Annotated in this window: 12 protein-coding genes; 10 read left to right on the top strand and 2 right to left on the bottom strand. The window is 66.6% G+C overall.

The window, feature by feature from the left end:
• Window positions 1–15 precede the first annotated feature (15 nt).
• Window positions 16–948 carry an SMP-30/gluconolactonase/LRE family protein gene (locus AC1VNX_RS29045; protein ID WP_483161009.1) on the bottom strand — a complete coding sequence of 311 codons (933 nt, stop codon included), beginning with the start codon at window positions 946–948 and terminating at the stop codon, window positions 16–18.
• A 117-nt stretch (window positions 949–1,065) separates the two neighbouring features.
• On the opposite strand from AC1VNX_RS29045, the gene AC1VNX_RS29040 reads away from it, so the two are divergent.
• Entirely contained in the window at window positions 1,066–1,860 is a 795-nt protein-coding gene (locus AC1VNX_RS29040) for an SDR family NAD(P)-dependent oxidoreductase (protein WP_483161008.1), read from the top strand.
• A 24-nt stretch (window positions 1,861–1,884) separates the two neighbouring features.
• On the opposite strand, the gene AC1VNX_RS29035 is transcribed toward AC1VNX_RS29040, so the two are convergent.
• Complete coding sequence (locus tag AC1VNX_RS29035; RefSeq protein ID WP_483161007.1) at window positions 1,885–2,850, bottom strand: LysR family transcriptional regulator; 966 nt, start codon at window positions 2,848–2,850, stop codon at window positions 1,885–1,887.
• Window positions 2,851–2,997: 147 nt separating this feature from the next.
• Between AC1VNX_RS29035 and AC1VNX_RS29030 the strand changes: the two genes are divergently transcribed.
• The 9 genes from AC1VNX_RS29030 to AC1VNX_RS28990 all read left to right on the top strand — a co-directional run bounded on the left by AC1VNX_RS29030 (window position 2,998) and on the right by AC1VNX_RS28990 (window position 14,926).
• Window positions 2,998–4,452: an aldehyde dehydrogenase family protein gene (locus tag AC1VNX_RS29030; RefSeq protein WP_483161006.1), complete on the top strand. Its 1,455-nt coding sequence runs from the start codon at window positions 2,998–3,000 to the stop codon at window positions 4,450–4,452.
• An 81-nt stretch (window positions 4,453–4,533) separates the two neighbouring features.
• A complete protein-coding gene (locus AC1VNX_RS29025) occupies window positions 4,534–5,499 on the top strand; it encodes an ABC transporter substrate-binding protein (RefSeq protein ID WP_483161005.1) in 966 nt (321 codons plus the stop codon).
• Window positions 5,500–5,511: 12 nt separating this feature from the next.
• Complete coding sequence (gene chvE, locus AC1VNX_RS29020) at window positions 5,512–6,582, top strand: multiple monosaccharide ABC transporter substrate-binding protein (RefSeq protein ID WP_483161004.1); 1,071 nt, start codon at window positions 5,512–5,514, stop codon at window positions 6,580–6,582.
• A 2-nt stretch (window positions 6,583–6,584) separates the two neighbouring features.
• Window positions 6,585–8,168, top strand: coding sequence for a multiple monosaccharide ABC transporter ATP-binding protein (gene mmsA / locus AC1VNX_RS29015; protein ID WP_483161003.1), 1,584 nt, complete (start codon window positions 6,585–6,587; stop codon window positions 8,166–8,168).
• Window positions 8,155–9,372 (top strand): multiple monosaccharide ABC transporter permease, encoded by a 1,218-nt coding sequence (mmsB, locus tag AC1VNX_RS29010; RefSeq protein WP_483161002.1) that lies wholly within the window; start codon window positions 8,155–8,157, stop codon window positions 9,370–9,372. The genes mmsA and mmsB overlap by 14 nt, the downstream gene beginning before the upstream one ends.
• Window positions 9,373–9,382: 10 nt before the next feature.
• Window positions 9,383–10,903 (top strand): sugar ABC transporter ATP-binding protein, encoded by a 1,521-nt coding sequence (locus AC1VNX_RS29005; protein WP_483161001.1) that lies wholly within the window; start codon window positions 9,383–9,385, stop codon window positions 10,901–10,903.
• A 166-nt stretch (window positions 10,904–11,069) separates the two neighbouring features.
• The gene (locus AC1VNX_RS29000; RefSeq protein WP_483161000.1) at window positions 11,070–12,119 is read left to right on the top strand and encodes an ABC transporter permease; all 1,050 of its coding nucleotides are present in this window, start codon (window positions 11,070–11,072) and stop codon (window positions 12,117–12,119) included.
• Window positions 12,116–13,144, top strand: coding sequence for a galactofuranose ABC transporter, permease protein YjfF (gene yjfF / locus AC1VNX_RS28995; protein WP_483160999.1), 1,029 nt, complete (start codon window positions 12,116–12,118; stop codon window positions 13,142–13,144). The genes AC1VNX_RS29000 and yjfF overlap by 4 nt, the downstream gene beginning before the upstream one ends.
• 33 nt (window positions 13,145–13,177) lie before the next feature.
• Window positions 13,178–14,926: an IlvD/Edd family dehydratase gene (locus AC1VNX_RS28990; protein ID WP_483160998.1), complete on the top strand. Its 1,749-nt coding sequence runs from the start codon at window positions 13,178–13,180 to the stop codon at window positions 14,924–14,926.
• The last annotated feature ends 15 nt before the right edge of the window (window positions 14,927–14,941 follow it).

Below are 14,941 nucleotides of genomic sequence, written 5' to 3'. Positions count from 1 at the left end.
CTTCCTGCTTTTTTCTCAGCCCGCGAACAGCGCGGCCGGCAGGCCGGGGCTGTCGATGCGCACCCTGAAGAGTCCACCCGCCAGCGGCTCGGCCGCTTCTTGCCCGGGCGTGAGGCTGTTGCGCGCGGTCGTGATGTAGAGCGTGCGCATGTCGGCGTCGCCGAAGGCGCAGTCGGTGACATGGCTCGCGGGAATCGCGACGCGGCACAGCTCGGCCGCGCTCACCGGGTCGTGGCAGGTGACGCAGGAGCCGCCCCAGTGCGCGATCCACAGGCGCCCGGCGGCGTCTGTGGTCATGCCGTCGGGCAGGCCGTCGGGCTTGGGAAAGCGGTGCCACACGCGGCGGTTCGACACGGTGCCCGCTTCCATGTCGAAGTCGTAGGCGTACAGGTTGTTGAGCACCGTGTTGTTGAAGTACATGGTGCGGCCGTCGCCCGACCAGGTCGGGCCGTTGGTCACCTCGAAGCCGTCGTCGTGCTTCGTGCAGCGGCCGTCGGCGTCGTAGCGGTAGAGCGCGCCGGTGGGTGCCTTGCAGTCGAAGTCCATGCTGCCGGCCCAGAAACGGCCGCGCGCGTCGCACTTGCCGTCGTTGAAGCGGTTGCCGGCGCGTTCGGGCTCGGGCTGGTGCAGGTAGTGCGGCTTCGCCTCGTCGCCGGGCGCGGTGGTGTCGAAGAGCGCGAAGCCGCGGCGCAGCGTGATGAACAGGCCTGGTTCCGATGCGCGCTCGGCGATCGCGGTGATCTCCTCGTCGAAATTCCAGGTGCGCTGTGCGCCGGTGGCTGGGTCGTAGCGGAAGAGGCGCGGCGTGAGGATGTCGATCCAGTACAGCGCCTGCTCGCGCTGCGACCACATGGTGCCTTCGCCCAGGTTGGCGCCTGCCGGCCAGATGCACTCGGCCTGGCCGATGACGGAAGGAGAGGGAACGGGGCTGCTTGTCTCATTGCTCATTGGTCTTCTTTCCTGTTCGTGTCTGTCTTCTTGACGCGGCGGATCGTATCAAGGCATATTGATAACTGAAATTGAAAATCACGGCATCGATTGATATGCATATTGCAATGTATTGAGATGCCCACCCCGGAGACTTTTCTTGAATTCCCCCAGCTTTCCATCCATCCCAGCCTCAAGGGCCGCACCGTGTTCGTCACCGGCGGCGGCAGCGGCATCGGCGCGGCCATCGTCTCCGCGTTTGCCGAACAGGGCGCGCGCGTGGCCTTCGTCGACATCGCCGAAGGTGCCAGCGTGGCACTCGCGCAGCAGATCGAAAAGGCCGGCCATGCCGCGCCGTGGTGGCGCGCCTGCGACGTGCGCGACATCGCCGCGCTGCAGAAAGCCATTGCCGATGCGGCCGCCGAGCTCGGCGACTTCGCGGTGCTGGTCAACAACGTGGCGAGCGACGACCGCCACACGCTCGAATCGGTCACGCCCGACTACTACGACAACCGCATGGCCATCAACGAGCGGCCCGCGCTCTTCGCCATCCAGTCGGTGGTGCCGGGCATGCGCAAACTGGGCTTCGGCTCGGTGGTCAACCTGGGCTCCACCGGCTGGCAGACCAAGGGCTCGGGCTACCCCTGCTACGCGATCGCCAAGTCGTCGGTGAATGGCCTCACGCGCGGCCTCGCGGTGGACCTGGGCCGCGACCGCATCCGCATCAACACCGTGTCGCCGGGCTGGGTGATGACCGAGCGGCAGGTCAAGTTGTGGCTCGACGACGAGGGCGAACAGGCCCTCAAGCGCAACCAGTGCCTGCCCGACAAGCTGATGCCCGAGGACATCGCGCGCATGGTGCTGTTCCTCGCTTCGGACGACGCCAGGATGTGCACGGCGCAGGAATTCACCGTGGATGCCGGCTGGACCTGAAGCCGAGACGGGGCGTCTCGCCCCTCAGTCGATCTCCATCTCCAGCTTGCGCCCGTAGACGCTGACGCTCGCCGTCTTCAGCGCCTTCATCATCACCTTCGCCGCGGGCGATAGCAGCCGGTCGGTGCGCGTGATGATGCCGAAGGCGTCCATGTGGCAGGGCATGTCCAGCGGCAGCAGCGACACGATGCCGTGCGAGGCGTAGTAGCGCGCCACGTCGGTCGCGAGCACGGCCACCATGTCGCTTTGCTGCAGCATGCGCGTGATGAAGAGCAGCGCCGGGCTCTCGATGGTGTTGATGGGCGGCGCAAGGCCTTCCTCCTGGAACATCAGCTCGAAGCGGTGGCGCAGCACGCTGCCCGCGGGCGGCACGATCCAGCCGGCGCCGACCACGTCGCGCAGCGTGAGGCCGCTCACGCCCAACAGCGGATGGCCGGGGCGCACCAGCGCGCACACGGGTTCCTCGCTCAGCGCCTCGTAGCGCAGCTGCGACTTGTCGTGCTCGGCGAAGAGGCGCGCCACCAGGATGTCGAGCTTGCCCTGCTCCAGCCGCTCGATCAGCACCGGGCTGGTTTCGATCTCCAGCGACACGCGCAGGTCGGGGTGCTCGCGCTTCACCATCGCCACCGCCGGCGGCATCAGCGTGAGGCCCGGCGCGGTGATGGCGCCCACGCTCACCTGGCCGAAGCGGCCGGCTTTCAGCGCGGTGAGTTCGTCGTGCGCCTGGTTGAGGCTCGCGAGCGCGACGCGGGCGTGGCGGATCATGGTCTCGCCGTACCAGGTCGGGCGCATGCCGCGCGGCAGGCGCTCGAACAGCGGCACCTCCAGGACGTCTTCCAGGTCCTTCAGCAGCTTGGAGGCGGCCGGCTGCGTCATGTTGAGCACCTGCGCCGCGCGATGGATGTTGCCCTCCTCGGACAGCGCCACGAGCAGCAGCAGCTGCCGGGTCTTGAGGCGGGCGCGGATGAACCAGTGGTTGTAGTTGGTCATGGCTCCGGGCTTTAAACAAAGGACTGACCGGGTTTTCCAGAATCCGGCGATCGATATCCATTTTGCTTAAAAAACGATTGGATTGATATCAAATCTGTTTCTAGACTCTGGCATTCCAAGAACAACAGAGACAAGGTCCAGGCCCCGGTGATCCACGGCGAGCTTCATCAGAACGTGCGGCAGTACATCAACGGCCGCTGGGAAACCAGCGCGACCACCGGTGTGAGCGCCAATCCCTCGGACACCAGCGAAGTGGTGGCCGAGTACGCACGTGCCGATCGCCGCCAGGCCGAGGCCGCCATCCGCGCCGCCACGGAAGCCTTTCCCCACTGGAGCCACAGCACGCCGCAGCGGCGCGCCGACGTGCTCGACCGCATCGGCACCGAGCTGCTCTCCCGCAAGGACGACCTGGGCATGCTGCTGGCGCGCGAGGAGGGCAAGACGCTGGTCGAGGCGGTGGCCGAGGTGGCCCGCGCCGGACAGATATTCAAATTCTTCGCCGGGGAGGCGCTGCGTGGCGGTGGAGGCGAGAACGTCGCCTCGGTGCGCGCGGGCGTGCAGGTCGATGTCACACGCGAGCCGGTGGGCGTGGTGGGGCTCATCACGCCGTGGAACTCGCCCTTCGTGGTGCCCGCATGGAAGATCGCGCCCGCGCTGGCCCATGGCAACAGCGTGGTGTTCAAGCCGGCCGAGCTGGTGTCGGGCTGCGGCTGGGCGCTGGCCGAGATCATCAGCCGCGCCGCATTGCCGGCCGGCGCTTTCAACCTCGTGATGGGCAGCGGCCGTGAAGCGGGGCAGGCGCTGGTCGACAGCCCGCTGGTCGACGCACTGAGTTTCACCGGCTCCATGGCCAACGGCGAGCGCATCCTGCAGGCGGCCGCCACGCGGCGCGCCAAGGTGCAGCTTGAGACGGGCGGCAAGAACGCGCTGGTGGTGCTGGCCGATGCCGACCTCGACCGCGCCGTCGATTGCGCGGTGCAGGGCGCGTATTTTTCCGCCGGCCAGCGCTGCACTGCGTCGAGCCGGCTCATCGTCGAGTCGGCGGTGCACGACGCCTTCGTGGCGAAGCTGCGCCAGCGCCTGAAGACGCTGAAGATCGGCCACGCGCTGGAGCGCGGCGTCGACATCGGCCCGGTGGCCGACGAAGACCGGCTCGCGCAAGATCTCGCCTGGGTCGACGTGGCGCGGGAAGAGGGCGCCGAACACGTCTGGGGCGGCGAAGCGCTTGAGCGCGCCACCGCCGGCCACTACATGAGCCCCGCGCTTTTTCTCGCCAAGCCTTCGCACCGCATCGCGCGCGAGGAGATCTTCGGCCCGCTGGCCTGCGTGCTGCGCGCCGACGACTACGACGAGGCGCTGGCGCTGTGCAACGACACGCCCTTCGGCCTGTGCGCGGGCATCTGCACCAATTCGCTGAAGCACGCGATGCATTTCAGGCGCCATGCCGTGGTCGGCATGACGATGGTCAATCTGCCGACCGCGGGGGTGGACTTCCACGTGCCCTTCGGCGGCCGCAAGGGGTCGGGCTACGGGCCGCGCGAACAAGGGCGCCACGCCGCGGAGTTCTACACGACGGTGAAGACCGGCTACATGCTGGCCTGAACCGGACGGGGTTCTTTCAGTTTCGTTTTTCATCACCCACGCCAACCGGCATTCCTCGAATCATCAAGAAGGAGACATCCCATGACCATGAATCGCCGCACCCTCAACACCGCCCTGGCCGCCGCCGCGCTCGGCGGGCTGCTGCCCGCTTCCGTGCTCGCGCAGAAGAAGCTCGTGCTCGGCTTCGCGCAGGTGGGCGCCGAGAGCGAATGGCGCACCGCCAACACCGAGTCGATCAAGTCCTCCGCCAAGGACGCGGGCATCGAGCTCAAGTTCTCCGACGCGCAGCAGAAGCAGGAAAACCAGATCAAGGCCATCCGCTCGTATATCGCGCAGAAGGTGGACGTGATCGCCTTCTCGCCGGTGGTCGAGTCGGGCTGGGAAACGGTGCTGCGCGAGGCCAAGGCCGCCAAGATCCCGGTGGTGCTGACCGACCGCTCCGTCAACACCAAGGACGACTCGCTCTACGTGACCTTCATGGGCTCCGACTTCACCGAGGAAGGCCGCAAGGCGGGCCGCTGGCTGGTCGAGAAGATGAAGGACCAGAAGGGCGAAGTGAACATCGTCGAGCTGCAGGGCACCGTGGGCTCGGCCCCGGCCATCGACCGCAAGAAGGGCTTCGAGGAAATCATCAAGGCCGACCCGAAGTTCAAGATCATCCGCTCGCAGACCGGCGACTTCACCCGCGCCAAGGGCAAGGAAGTGATGGAAGCCTTCCTGAAGGCCGAGGGCAAGAAGATCAATGTGCTGTACGCGCACAACGACGACATGGCCATCGGCGCGATCCAGGCCATCGAGGAAGCCGGCCTGAAGCCCGCGAAGGACATCATGATCATCTCCATCGACGGCGTGAAGGGCGCCTTCGAGGCCATGATCGCCGGCAAGCTCAACGTGTCGGTCGAATGCAGCCCGCTGCTCGGGCCGCAGCTGATGCAGGCCGTGAAAGACATCAAGGACGGCAAGACGCTGCCCAAGCGCATCGTGACGGTCGAGGGCATCTTCCCGATGGAAGTTGCCGCGAAAGAGTTTCCCAATCGCAAGTACTGAGAGCCCACACCCATGAAACGCAAATTCCTCAAAGCCTCTCTCGCGGGCATCGCGTTCGCCATCGTCGGCTTCACGCCGCTGGCCAACGCGCAGGACAAGGGCCTGATCGCCATCTCGATGCCCACCAAGTCGTCGGCCCGCTGGATTGCCGACGGCGCCAACATGGTCAAGTACTTCAAGGACAAGGGCTACAAGACCGACCTGCAGTACGCCGACGACGACATCCCGAACCAGCTCGCGCAGATCGAGAACATGGTGACGAAGGGCTCGAAGGTGCTCGTCATCGCGGCCATCGACGGAACCACGCTGTCCGACGTTCTGCAGAAGGCCGCCGACAAGGGCGTGAAGGTCATCGCGTACGACCGGCTCATCAAGGGTTCGAAGAACGTCGACTACTACGCGACCTTCGACAACTTCCAGGTCGGCGTGCTGCAGGCGCAGTCGATCGAGGCGGCGCTGGGCCTGAAGAGCGGCAAGGGGCCGTTCAACATCGAGCTCTTCGGTGGCTCGCCCGACGACAACAACGCCTTCTTCTTCTACAACGGCGCGATGTCGGTGCTCGACCCGTACATCAAGAGCGGCAAGCTGGTGGTGCGCAGCAAGCAGATGGGCATGGACAAGGTCGGCACGCTGCGCTGGGACGGCGCAGTGGCGCAGGCGCGCATGGACAACCTGCTGTCGGCCTTCTACACCAAGGACCGCGTCGACGCGGTGCTTTCGCCGTACGACGGCCTCTCGATCGGCATTCTCTCGTCGCTCAAGGGCGTGGGCTACGGCTCGGGCTCGCAGCCGATGCCCGTCGTGTCGGGACAGGATGCCGAGGTGCCCTCGGTCAAGTCGATCCTGCGCAAGGAGCAGACCTCCACCGTGTTCAAGGACACGCGCGAGCTGGCCAAGGTGACGGTGGCCATGGTGGACGCGATGCTCTCGGGCAAGACGCCCGAGGTGAACGACACCAAGACCTACAACAACGGCATCAAGGTCGTGCCGTCGTATCTGCTGAAGCCGGTGAGCGTGGATGCGTCGAACTGGAAGCAGGTGCTGGTCGACAGCGGCTACTACAAGGAAAGCCAGATCAAGTGAGCATGGACGGCAGCAGTGTCAGCCGTGATGGCGCCGGCGGCGGCGCCATCCTGGAGATGCGTGGCATCACGAAGACGTTTCCCGGCGTGAAGGCGCTGAGCAACGTCAACCTCAGCGTGCGCGCGGGGGAGATCCACGCGGTGGTCGGCGAGAACGGCGCGGGCAAGTCGACGCTCATGAAGGTGCTCAGCGGCGTCTACCCGTGCGACTCGTACACCGGCGAGATCCGCTTCGAGGGCGAGGAGCGCCGCTTCAGGGGCATCGCCGACAGCGAGAAGCTCGGCATCATCATCATCCACCAGGAGCTGGCGCTGGTGCCGCTGCTGTCCATCGCCGAGAACATCTTCCTCGGCAACGAGATCGCCAGCGGCGCCGGCGTGATCGACTGGTTCGCCGCCTATGCGAGAACGCGCGAGCTGCTCGCCAAGGTGGGCCTGAAGGAGCCGCCGACCACGCTGGTGACCGACCTGGGCGTGGGAAAGCAGCAGCTGGTGGAAATCGCCAAGGCGCTGGCCAAGGAGGTGAAGCTGCTGATCCTCGACGAGCCCACCGCCAGCTTGAACGAGAACGACAGCGATGCGCTGCTGATGCTGCTGCTGGAGCTCAAGCGCCAGGGCATCGCGTCGATCCTCATCTCGCACAAGCTCAACGAGATCGCCAAGGTGGCCGACTCGATCACGGTGCTGCGCGACGGCGCGACCGTCGAGACCATGGACTGCCGCGGCCAGCCCATCAGCGAGGACCGCATCATCCGCGGCATGGTGGGGCGCGACATGGCGCACCGCTATCCGCAGCGCGATCCGAAGATCGGAGAAACCGTGTTCGAAGTGCGCGACTGGCGCGTTCACCATGCGCTGCACGCCGACCGCGAGCAGATCAAGGGCGTGAGCCTCAACGTGCGAAAGGGCGAGATCGTCGGCATCGCCGGCCTCATGGGCGCGGGCCGCACCGAGCTGGCCATGAGCGTCTTCGGCCGCTCCTACGGCCAGCGAATCAGCGGCTCGGTCTTCATGCACGGCAAGCAGGTGGACGTGAGCACGGTGCGCAAGGCCATCGACCACGGCATCGCCTACGTCACGGAAGACCGCAAGGGGCTGGGGCTGGTGCTGGAAGAGGACATCCGCAAGAACATCAGCCTCGCGAACCTCGATGCGATCGCCGACAGGTCGGTGATCGACCACGGGCGCGAGTTCAAGGTGGCCAACGAGTACCGCAAGGCGCTCAACATCCGCTGCTCGGGCATCGAGCAGCTGGTGGTCAACCTTTCAGGCGGCAACCAGCAGAAGGTGGTGCTGAGCAAGTGGCTCTTCACGAAGCCCGAGCTGCTGATCCTCGACGAGCCCACGCGCGGCATCGACGTGGGCGCCAAGTACGAGATCTACACCATCATCGACAGGCTTGCCAGCGAGGGCAAGGGCATTCTCATGATTTCTTCCGAACTGCCGGAGCTGCTCGGCATGTGCGACCGCATCTACGTGATGAACGAGGGGCGCTTCGTCGCCGAATTTCCGGCTGCTGAAGCCTCGCAGGAGCGCATCATGCATGCCATCGTGAGTTCGGGGAGTTCCGTCCATGTCCCAGCCTGAAGTCAACGCGGTGAAGCCGGCCGTGCCGGTGCAGGAGGGCGCGGCCGCGAAGCTGCATGCCGGCTTCCTGAAGAACAACCTGCGCGAATACGGCATGCTGATCTCGCTGGTCGCGATCATGGTGCTGTTCCAGGTGCTGACCGACGGCACGCTGCTGCGGCCGCTGAACCTCACCAACCTGCTGCTGCAGAACAGCTACGTGGTCATCATGGCGCTGGGCATGCTGCTGGTGATTGTGGCGGGGCACATCGACCTGTCGGTGGGCTCGGTGTGCGGCTTCATCGGTGCGCTGGCGGCGGTGCTGATGGTGGAGTACGACTGGCACTTCGTGCCGACGGCGCTGGTGAGCATCCTCGCGGGCGCGGTCATCGGCGCGGCGCAGGGCTGGTTCGTGGCCTTCCGCAAGATCCCGTCGTTCATCGTCACGCTCGCGGGCATGCTGGTGTTCAAGGGGCTCACGCTGGCGCTGCTGGCGGGGCAGTCGGTGGGGCCGTTCCCGGTGGAGTTCCAGCGGCTGAGCTCCGGCTTCATTCCCGATCCGCTGGGCGGAGACACCTTGCGCACCACATCGCTGATCGTCGGCGCGCTGGCCGCGGCAGCGCTGGTGTTCTTCAAGATGCGTGGGCGCGCCAAGCTGGCGGCGCATGGCATGGAGCAGGAGCCTTACGCTTTCTTCCTCGTGAAGAACCTGTTCTTCGCGGCCATCATCCTGTTCTTCAGCTACCTGCTGTCCACCTACAAGGGCCTGCCCAACGTGCTGATCGTGATGGCGGTGCTGATCGTGGTGTACGACTTCGTCACCAACCGCACCACCGTCGGCCGGCGCATCTACGCGCTGGGCGGCAACGAGAAGGCGGCGCGGCTGTCGGGTGTGAAGACGCAGCGGCTGGCCTTCCTCACCTTCGTGAACATGGGCGCGCTCGCGGCGCTGGCCGGCCTCGTGTTCGCGGCGCGGCTCAACACGGCCACGCCCAAGGCCGGCCTGGGTTTCGAGCTCGACGTGATCGCGGCCTGCTTCATCGGCGGCGCCTCGGCCTCGGGCGGCGTTGGCCGGGTGATGGGCGCGGTGATCGGCGCCTTCATCATGGGCGTGATGAACAACGGCATGTCGATCCTCGGCATCGGCATCGACTACCAGCAGGTCATCAAGGGACTGGTGCTGCTGGCGGCGGTGTTCATCGACGTCTACAACAAGAACAAATAACGGACGGCACATGGCAGACGCAAGCGCCAGCCCCGTACTCCAGCTCAGGGGCATCCACAAGCAGTTCGGAGGCATCCCGGTTCTGCGCGATGTGCGCCTGGATCTCTACCCGGGCGAGATCCACGCTCTCATGGGGCAGAACGGCGCGGGCAAGTCGACGCTGATCAAGGTGCTGACGGGCGTGCTGCCTTCGAGCGGCGGCGAGATGCTGCTCGATGGCAAGCCGATCCGCGCGCATTCGCCGCTGGAGGCACAGAAGCTCGGCATCAGCACCGTCTACCAGGAAGTGAACCTGTGCCCGAACCTCTCGGTGGCGGAGAACGTGTTCGCCGGGCGCTATCCGCGCAAGGGCGCGGCGCAGGGTTTCCGCATCGACTGGGCCGCGGTGAACCGGCGCGCCGAGGAACTGCTGGCGCGCATCGGGCTCGACATCGACGTGACGCGGCTGCTGTCGGGCTACTCGGTGGCGGTGCAGCAGATGGTGGCCATTGCGCGTGCGCTGGGCGTGTCGTCGAAGGTGCTGATCCTCGACGAGCCCACCTCCAGCCTCGACGACGACGAGGTCGAGAAGCTGTTCGAGGTACTGCGGCGGCTTCGCGCCGAAGGGTTGGCGATCGTCTTCGTGACGCACTTCCTCAACCAGATGTACGCGGTGTCGGACCGCATCACCGTGCTGCGCAACGGCGCATGGATCGGCGAGTGGCGCGCTGCCGACCTGGGGCCGCAGGCGCTGATCGCCGCGATGCTTGGGCGTGAGCTCGCGGCACAGTCGGCCCGGCCGGCCGCGCTGCCCGCGTTCGACGAGGCCGCGCCTGCGCTGCTGCAGATCGAGGGGCTCGGGCAGGCGGGCCAGCTGCAGGCGACCGACCTGCGCGTGCGCGCGGGCGAGGTCGTCGGCATCGCGGGCCTGCTGGGTGCGGGCCGCACGGAACTCGCGCGGCTGCTGTTCGGGTTGGAGACGCCGGATCGCGGCGTGCTCAAGGTCGATGGCCGCAGCGTCAGCTTCTCGAATCCGGCCGACGCGATCCGCGAAGGCCTTGCGCTGTGCCCGGAGGAACGCAAGACCGATGGCATCGTCGCCGAGCTGTCGGTGCGCGAGAACATCGCGCTGGCCCTGCAGGCGCGGCTGGGCACGAAGCGCTTTCTCTCGCACGCGGAGCAGACGGCGATGGCCGAGCGCTTCGTCGCCTCGCTGGGCATCAAGACCGCGAGCGTGGAGACGCCCATCGGGCTGCTGTCGGGCGGCAACCAGCAGAAGGCCATGATCGCGCGCTGGCTCGCGACCGAGCCGCGCCTGCTGATCCTCGACGAGCCCACGCGCGGCATCGACGTGGCGGCCAAGCAGGAGATCATGGAAGAGATCCTGCGGCTCGCGAAGGCCGGCATGGCGGTGATCTTCATCTCCTCGGAGATGAGCGAGGTGGTGCGCGTGGCGCATCGCATCGTGGTGCTGCGCGACAGGAAGAAGGTGGGCGAGCTGCCGGGCGGCTCGACCGAGGACGAGGTGTACGAAATGATTGCGGCGACGTGATGGCGACCCTGTTTTCGTGTTGTCCCCTCTCCCGCTTGCGGGAGAGGGCTAGGGTGAGGGCATCGGCTTTCGAAAAGCAAGGTGCTCCGGTTCAGGCCACACCCTCACCCCAACCCTCTCCCGCAAGCGGGAGAGGGGGCAAGACCGCCTCGGTGGAGCAACTGTCATGACCAACGCCGAAAACAATCGCCTGGCGGCGGTGATGAGCCACCGCCTCGCATGGCCCGTCGTCACGCTGTTGCTGCTGCTGGCGGTGAACACCGTGTTCAACGCCAGCTTCCTCCACCTCGAATGGCGCGATGGGCATCTGTACGGCAGCCTGGTCGACATCCTGAACCGCGCCGCACCGCTGGTGCTGGTGTCGCTCGGCATGACACTGGTGATCGCCACCCGCGGCATCGACATCTCGGTGGGCGCGGTGGTGGCCATCGCGGCGGCGCTGGCGGCGTGGATGATCGGCGGCTCGGTGGCCAACGACGTGAGCCGCTTCCCGATGCCGCTCGCCATCCTCGCGGCCATCGGCATCGCGCTGGTGTGCGGTCTGTGGAACGGCCTGCTGGTGGCGAAGGTCGGCATGCAGCCGATCATCGCGACGCTGATCCTGATGGTGGCGGGGCGAGGCATCGCGCAGCTGATCGCCGACGGGCAGATCATCACCATCTACTACAAGCCCTTCTTCTTCCTCGGCAGCGGCTACCTCCTGGGGCTGCCTTTCTCGCTGTTCATCGTGGCGGCGGTGTTCGTGCTGCTGTACCTGGCGATCACGCGCACGGCGCTGGGGCTCTTCATCCAGGCGGTGGGCATCAACCCGACGGCGGCGCGCGTCGCGGGCGTGCAGGCGCGGCGGCTGATCGTCGGGGCGTATGCGTTCTGCGGGGCCTGCGCGGGCGTGGCGGGGTTGCTGATCAGCTCCAACGTGAAGAGCGCGGATGGCAACAACGCGGGGCAGCTCATCGAGCTCGATGCCATCCTTGCCGTGACGCTGGGCGGCACCGCGCTGACGGGCGGGCGCTTCAGCCTGGTGGGCAGCGTGATCGGCGCGCTGATCATCCAGACGCTGACCTACGCGATCTATTCGCTGGGCGTGCCGCCGGAGATCAACCTGGTCGTGAAGGCCGGCGTGGTGTTCGTGGTGATGCTGCTGCAGTCGCCGGAGTTCAGGTCGCAGGTGCGCACGCTGGTGCAGCGGCCGGTGCATGAAGGAGCGCGGCCATGAGCGCGGTGATCGATACGGCGGCCTCGCCACAGTCTTCTCCTGTGCGCGGGAGAGGGGGCAGCAAGAGGCTCAATCCGAAGTACCTGCCGCTGGCGGCGACGATTTCGCTGTTCGTGCTGGTGGCCACGCTGGGGTCGGTGTTCTACGACGGCTTCTTCTCCGCGCAGGTGTTCCTCAACCTGCTGATCGACAACGCCTTCCTCATCGTCGTGGCGGTGGGCATGACCTTCGTGATCCTCTCGGGCGGCATCGACCTGTCGGTGGGCTCGGTGATCGCGCTCACCACCATGGTGTCGGCCTCGCTGGTGGAGAAGCACGGCTGGAGCCCGGGCATCGTGATTCCGCTGGTGCTCGCGATGGGCACGGCATTCGGCGCGTTCATGGGCGTGCTCATCGAGCGCTTCAGGCTGCAGCCCTTCATCGTCACGCTGGCTGGCATGTTCCTGGCGCGGGGGCTGTGCTATCTCATCAGCATCGACTCGATCAGCATCACCAACGAGTTCTACTCCGAGGTCTCGCAGATCCGCATTCCGGTGTGGGGCGAGGCTTCGGTGTCGATCAGCGCGGTGATCGCCATCGTGGTGCTGCTGGCGGCGATCTTCATCGCGCACTGCACCCCGTTCGGGCGCGCGGTGTACGCTATCGGCGGCAGCGAGCAGTCGGCGGTGCTCATGGGGCTGCCGGTGCGCCGCACGCTGGTCGGCGTGTACACGCTGTCGGGCTTCTGCTCGGCGCTGGCGGGCGTGATCTTCACCTTCTACATGCTCTCGGGCTACGGCCTGCACGCGATGGGGCTGGAGCTCGATGCCATCGCCGCAGTGGTGATCGGCGGCACGCTGCTCACCGGCGGCGTGGGCTACGTGGCGGGCACGCTCTTCGGCGTGCTGATGCTCGGGATCATCCAGACGCTCATTTCCTTCGACGGCACGCTGAGCTCGTGGTGGACGCGCATCGTCGTCGGCGCGCTGCTGTTCGTGTTCTGCCTGCTGCAGCGCTTCTTCACCTCGCGCACGCCACGGCGCTGACTTTCTTTTTCTCTTCCCCTCAGGACAACTCGCATGCCGGACACCCCTCCGAAGAAACTGCGCTCGAGCGAATGGTTCGGCTCGGCTGACAAGAACGGCTTCATGTACCGAAGCTGGATGAAGAACCAGGGCATTCCGGACCATGAATTCGACGGCCGGCCGATCATCGGCATCTGCAATACCTGGTCGGAGCTCACGCCCTGCAACGCGCACTTCCGCAAGATCGCCGAGCACGTGAAGCGCGGCATCTCGGAGGCGGGCGGCTTTCCGGTGGAGTTCCCGGTGTTCTCCAACGGCGAATCGAACCTGCGGCCCACCGCGATGCTCACGCGCAACCTCGCGAGCATGGACGTGGAAGAGGCCATCCGCGGCAACCCTGTCGATGCGGTGGTGCTGCTCACTGGCTGCGACAAGACCACGCCCGCGCTGCTGATGGGCGCGGCGAGCTGCGACATACCGGCCATCGTGGTGACGGGCGGGCCGATGCTCAACGGCAAGCTCGAAGGCAAGAACATCGGCTCGGGTACGGCCGTGTGGCAGCTGCACGAGTCGCTGAAGGCGGGCGAGATCAACCTGCACCAGTTCCTCTCGGCCGAGGGCGGCATGTCGCGCTCGGCCGGCACCTGCAACACCATGGGCACGGCCTCGACCATGGCCTGCATGGCCGAGGCGCTGGGCGCCTCGCTGCCGCACAACGCGGCGATACCGGCGGTGGATGCGCGGCGCTATGTGCTCGCGCAGATGTCGGGCATGCGCGCGGTGGAGATGGCGAAGGAGGGGCTCACGCTGTCGAAGATCCTCACGCGCGAGGCCTTCGAGAACGCGATCCGCGTGAACGCGGCCATCGGCGGCTCGACCAACGCGGTGATCCATCTGAAGGCGATCGCGGGGCGCATCGGCGTCGAGCTGGAGCTGGAGGACTGGACGCGCATCGGCAGCCACACGCCGACCATCGTCGACCTGATGCCCTCGGGGCGCTTCCTGATGGAGGAGTTCTACTACGCGGGCGGTCTGCCGGCCGTGCTGCGCCGGCTGGGCGAGAACGGGCTGCTGCCGCATCCCGATGCGCTGACGGTGAACGGCCAGTCGATCTGGGACAACGTGCGCGAGGCGCCCAGCCTCGACGACGAGGTGATCCGCCCGCTCGACAAGCCGCTGATCGCCGATGGCGGCATCCGCATCCTGCGAGGCAACCTGTCGCCGCGCGGCGCGGTGCTCAAACCCTCGGCGGCGTCGCCGGAGCTGCTGAAACATCGGGGCAGGGCGGTGGTGTTCGAGAACCTGGAGCACTACAAGGAGCGCATCGTCGACGAAAACCTGGACGTCGATGCGAGCTGCGTGCTGGTGCTCAAGAACTGTGGTCCCAAGGGCTATCCGGGCATGGCCGAGGTCGGCAACATGGGGCTGCCGCCGAAGCTGCTGCGCCAGGGCATCAAGGACATGGTGCGCATCTCGGACGCTCGCATGAGCGGCACGGCCTACGGCACGGTGGTGCTGCACGTCGCGCCTGAGGCGGCCGACGGCGGTCCGCTGGCGGCCGTGCGCGACGGCGACTGGATCGAGCTCGACTGCGACGCGGGGCGCCTGCACCTGGACATCAGCGACGAGGAACTGGCCGCGCGGCTGGCTTCGCTCTCGGCTTCGGACGCGCAGCCGATGAGCACGCGCGGCGGCGGTTACCAGAAGCTCTACGTCAATCACGTGCTGCAGGCCGACGAGGGCTGCGACTTCGACTTCCTGGTCGGCTGCCGCGGCGCGGCCGTTCCCCGCCATTCACACTGACTTACTCCGAAACAC

This window comes from Variovorax sp. TLI9-5A (assembly GCF_056867935.1).
The sequence above is the reverse complement of the archived record's forward strand: the minus strand, read 5'-3'. Positions and strand labels throughout refer to the sequence as shown.

Coding starts and splice junctions, on each gene's coding strand:
- AC1VNX_RS29000 (WP_483161000.1), top strand. CDS start 11,070: ATGACCAACGCCGAAAACAATCGCCTGGCGGCGGTGATGAGCCACCGC.
- AC1VNX_RS29040 (WP_483161008.1), top strand. CDS start 1,066: ATGCCCACCCCGGAGACTTTTCTTGAATTCCCCCAGCTTTCCATCCAT.
- mmsB (WP_483161002.1), top strand. CDS start 8,155: ATGTCCCAGCCTGAAGTCAACGCGGTGAAGCCGGCCGTGCCGGTGCAG.
- chvE (WP_483161004.1), top strand. CDS start 5,512: ATGAAACGCAAATTCCTCAAAGCCTCTCTCGCGGGCATCGCGTTCGCC.
- AC1VNX_RS29025 (WP_483161005.1), top strand. CDS start 4,534: ATGACCATGAATCGCCGCACCCTCAACACCGCCCTGGCCGCCGCCGCG.
- yjfF (WP_483160999.1), top strand. CDS start 12,116: ATGAGCGCGGTGATCGATACGGCGGCCTCGCCACAGTCTTCTCCTGTG.
- AC1VNX_RS29035 (WP_483161007.1), bottom strand. CDS start 2,850: ATGACCAACTACAACCACTGGTTCATCCGCGCCCGCCTCAAGACCCGG.
- AC1VNX_RS29005 (WP_483161001.1), top strand. CDS start 9,383: ATGGCAGACGCAAGCGCCAGCCCCGTACTCCAGCTCAGGGGCATCCAC.
- mmsA (WP_483161003.1), top strand. CDS start 6,585: ATGGACGGCAGCAGTGTCAGCCGTGATGGCGCCGGCGGCGGCGCCATC.
- AC1VNX_RS28990 (WP_483160998.1), top strand. CDS start 13,178: ATGCCGGACACCCCTCCGAAGAAACTGCGCTCGAGCGAATGGTTCGGC.
- AC1VNX_RS29045 (WP_483161009.1), bottom strand. CDS start 948: ATGAGCAATGAGACAAGCAGCCCCGTTCCCTCTCCTTCCGTCATCGGC.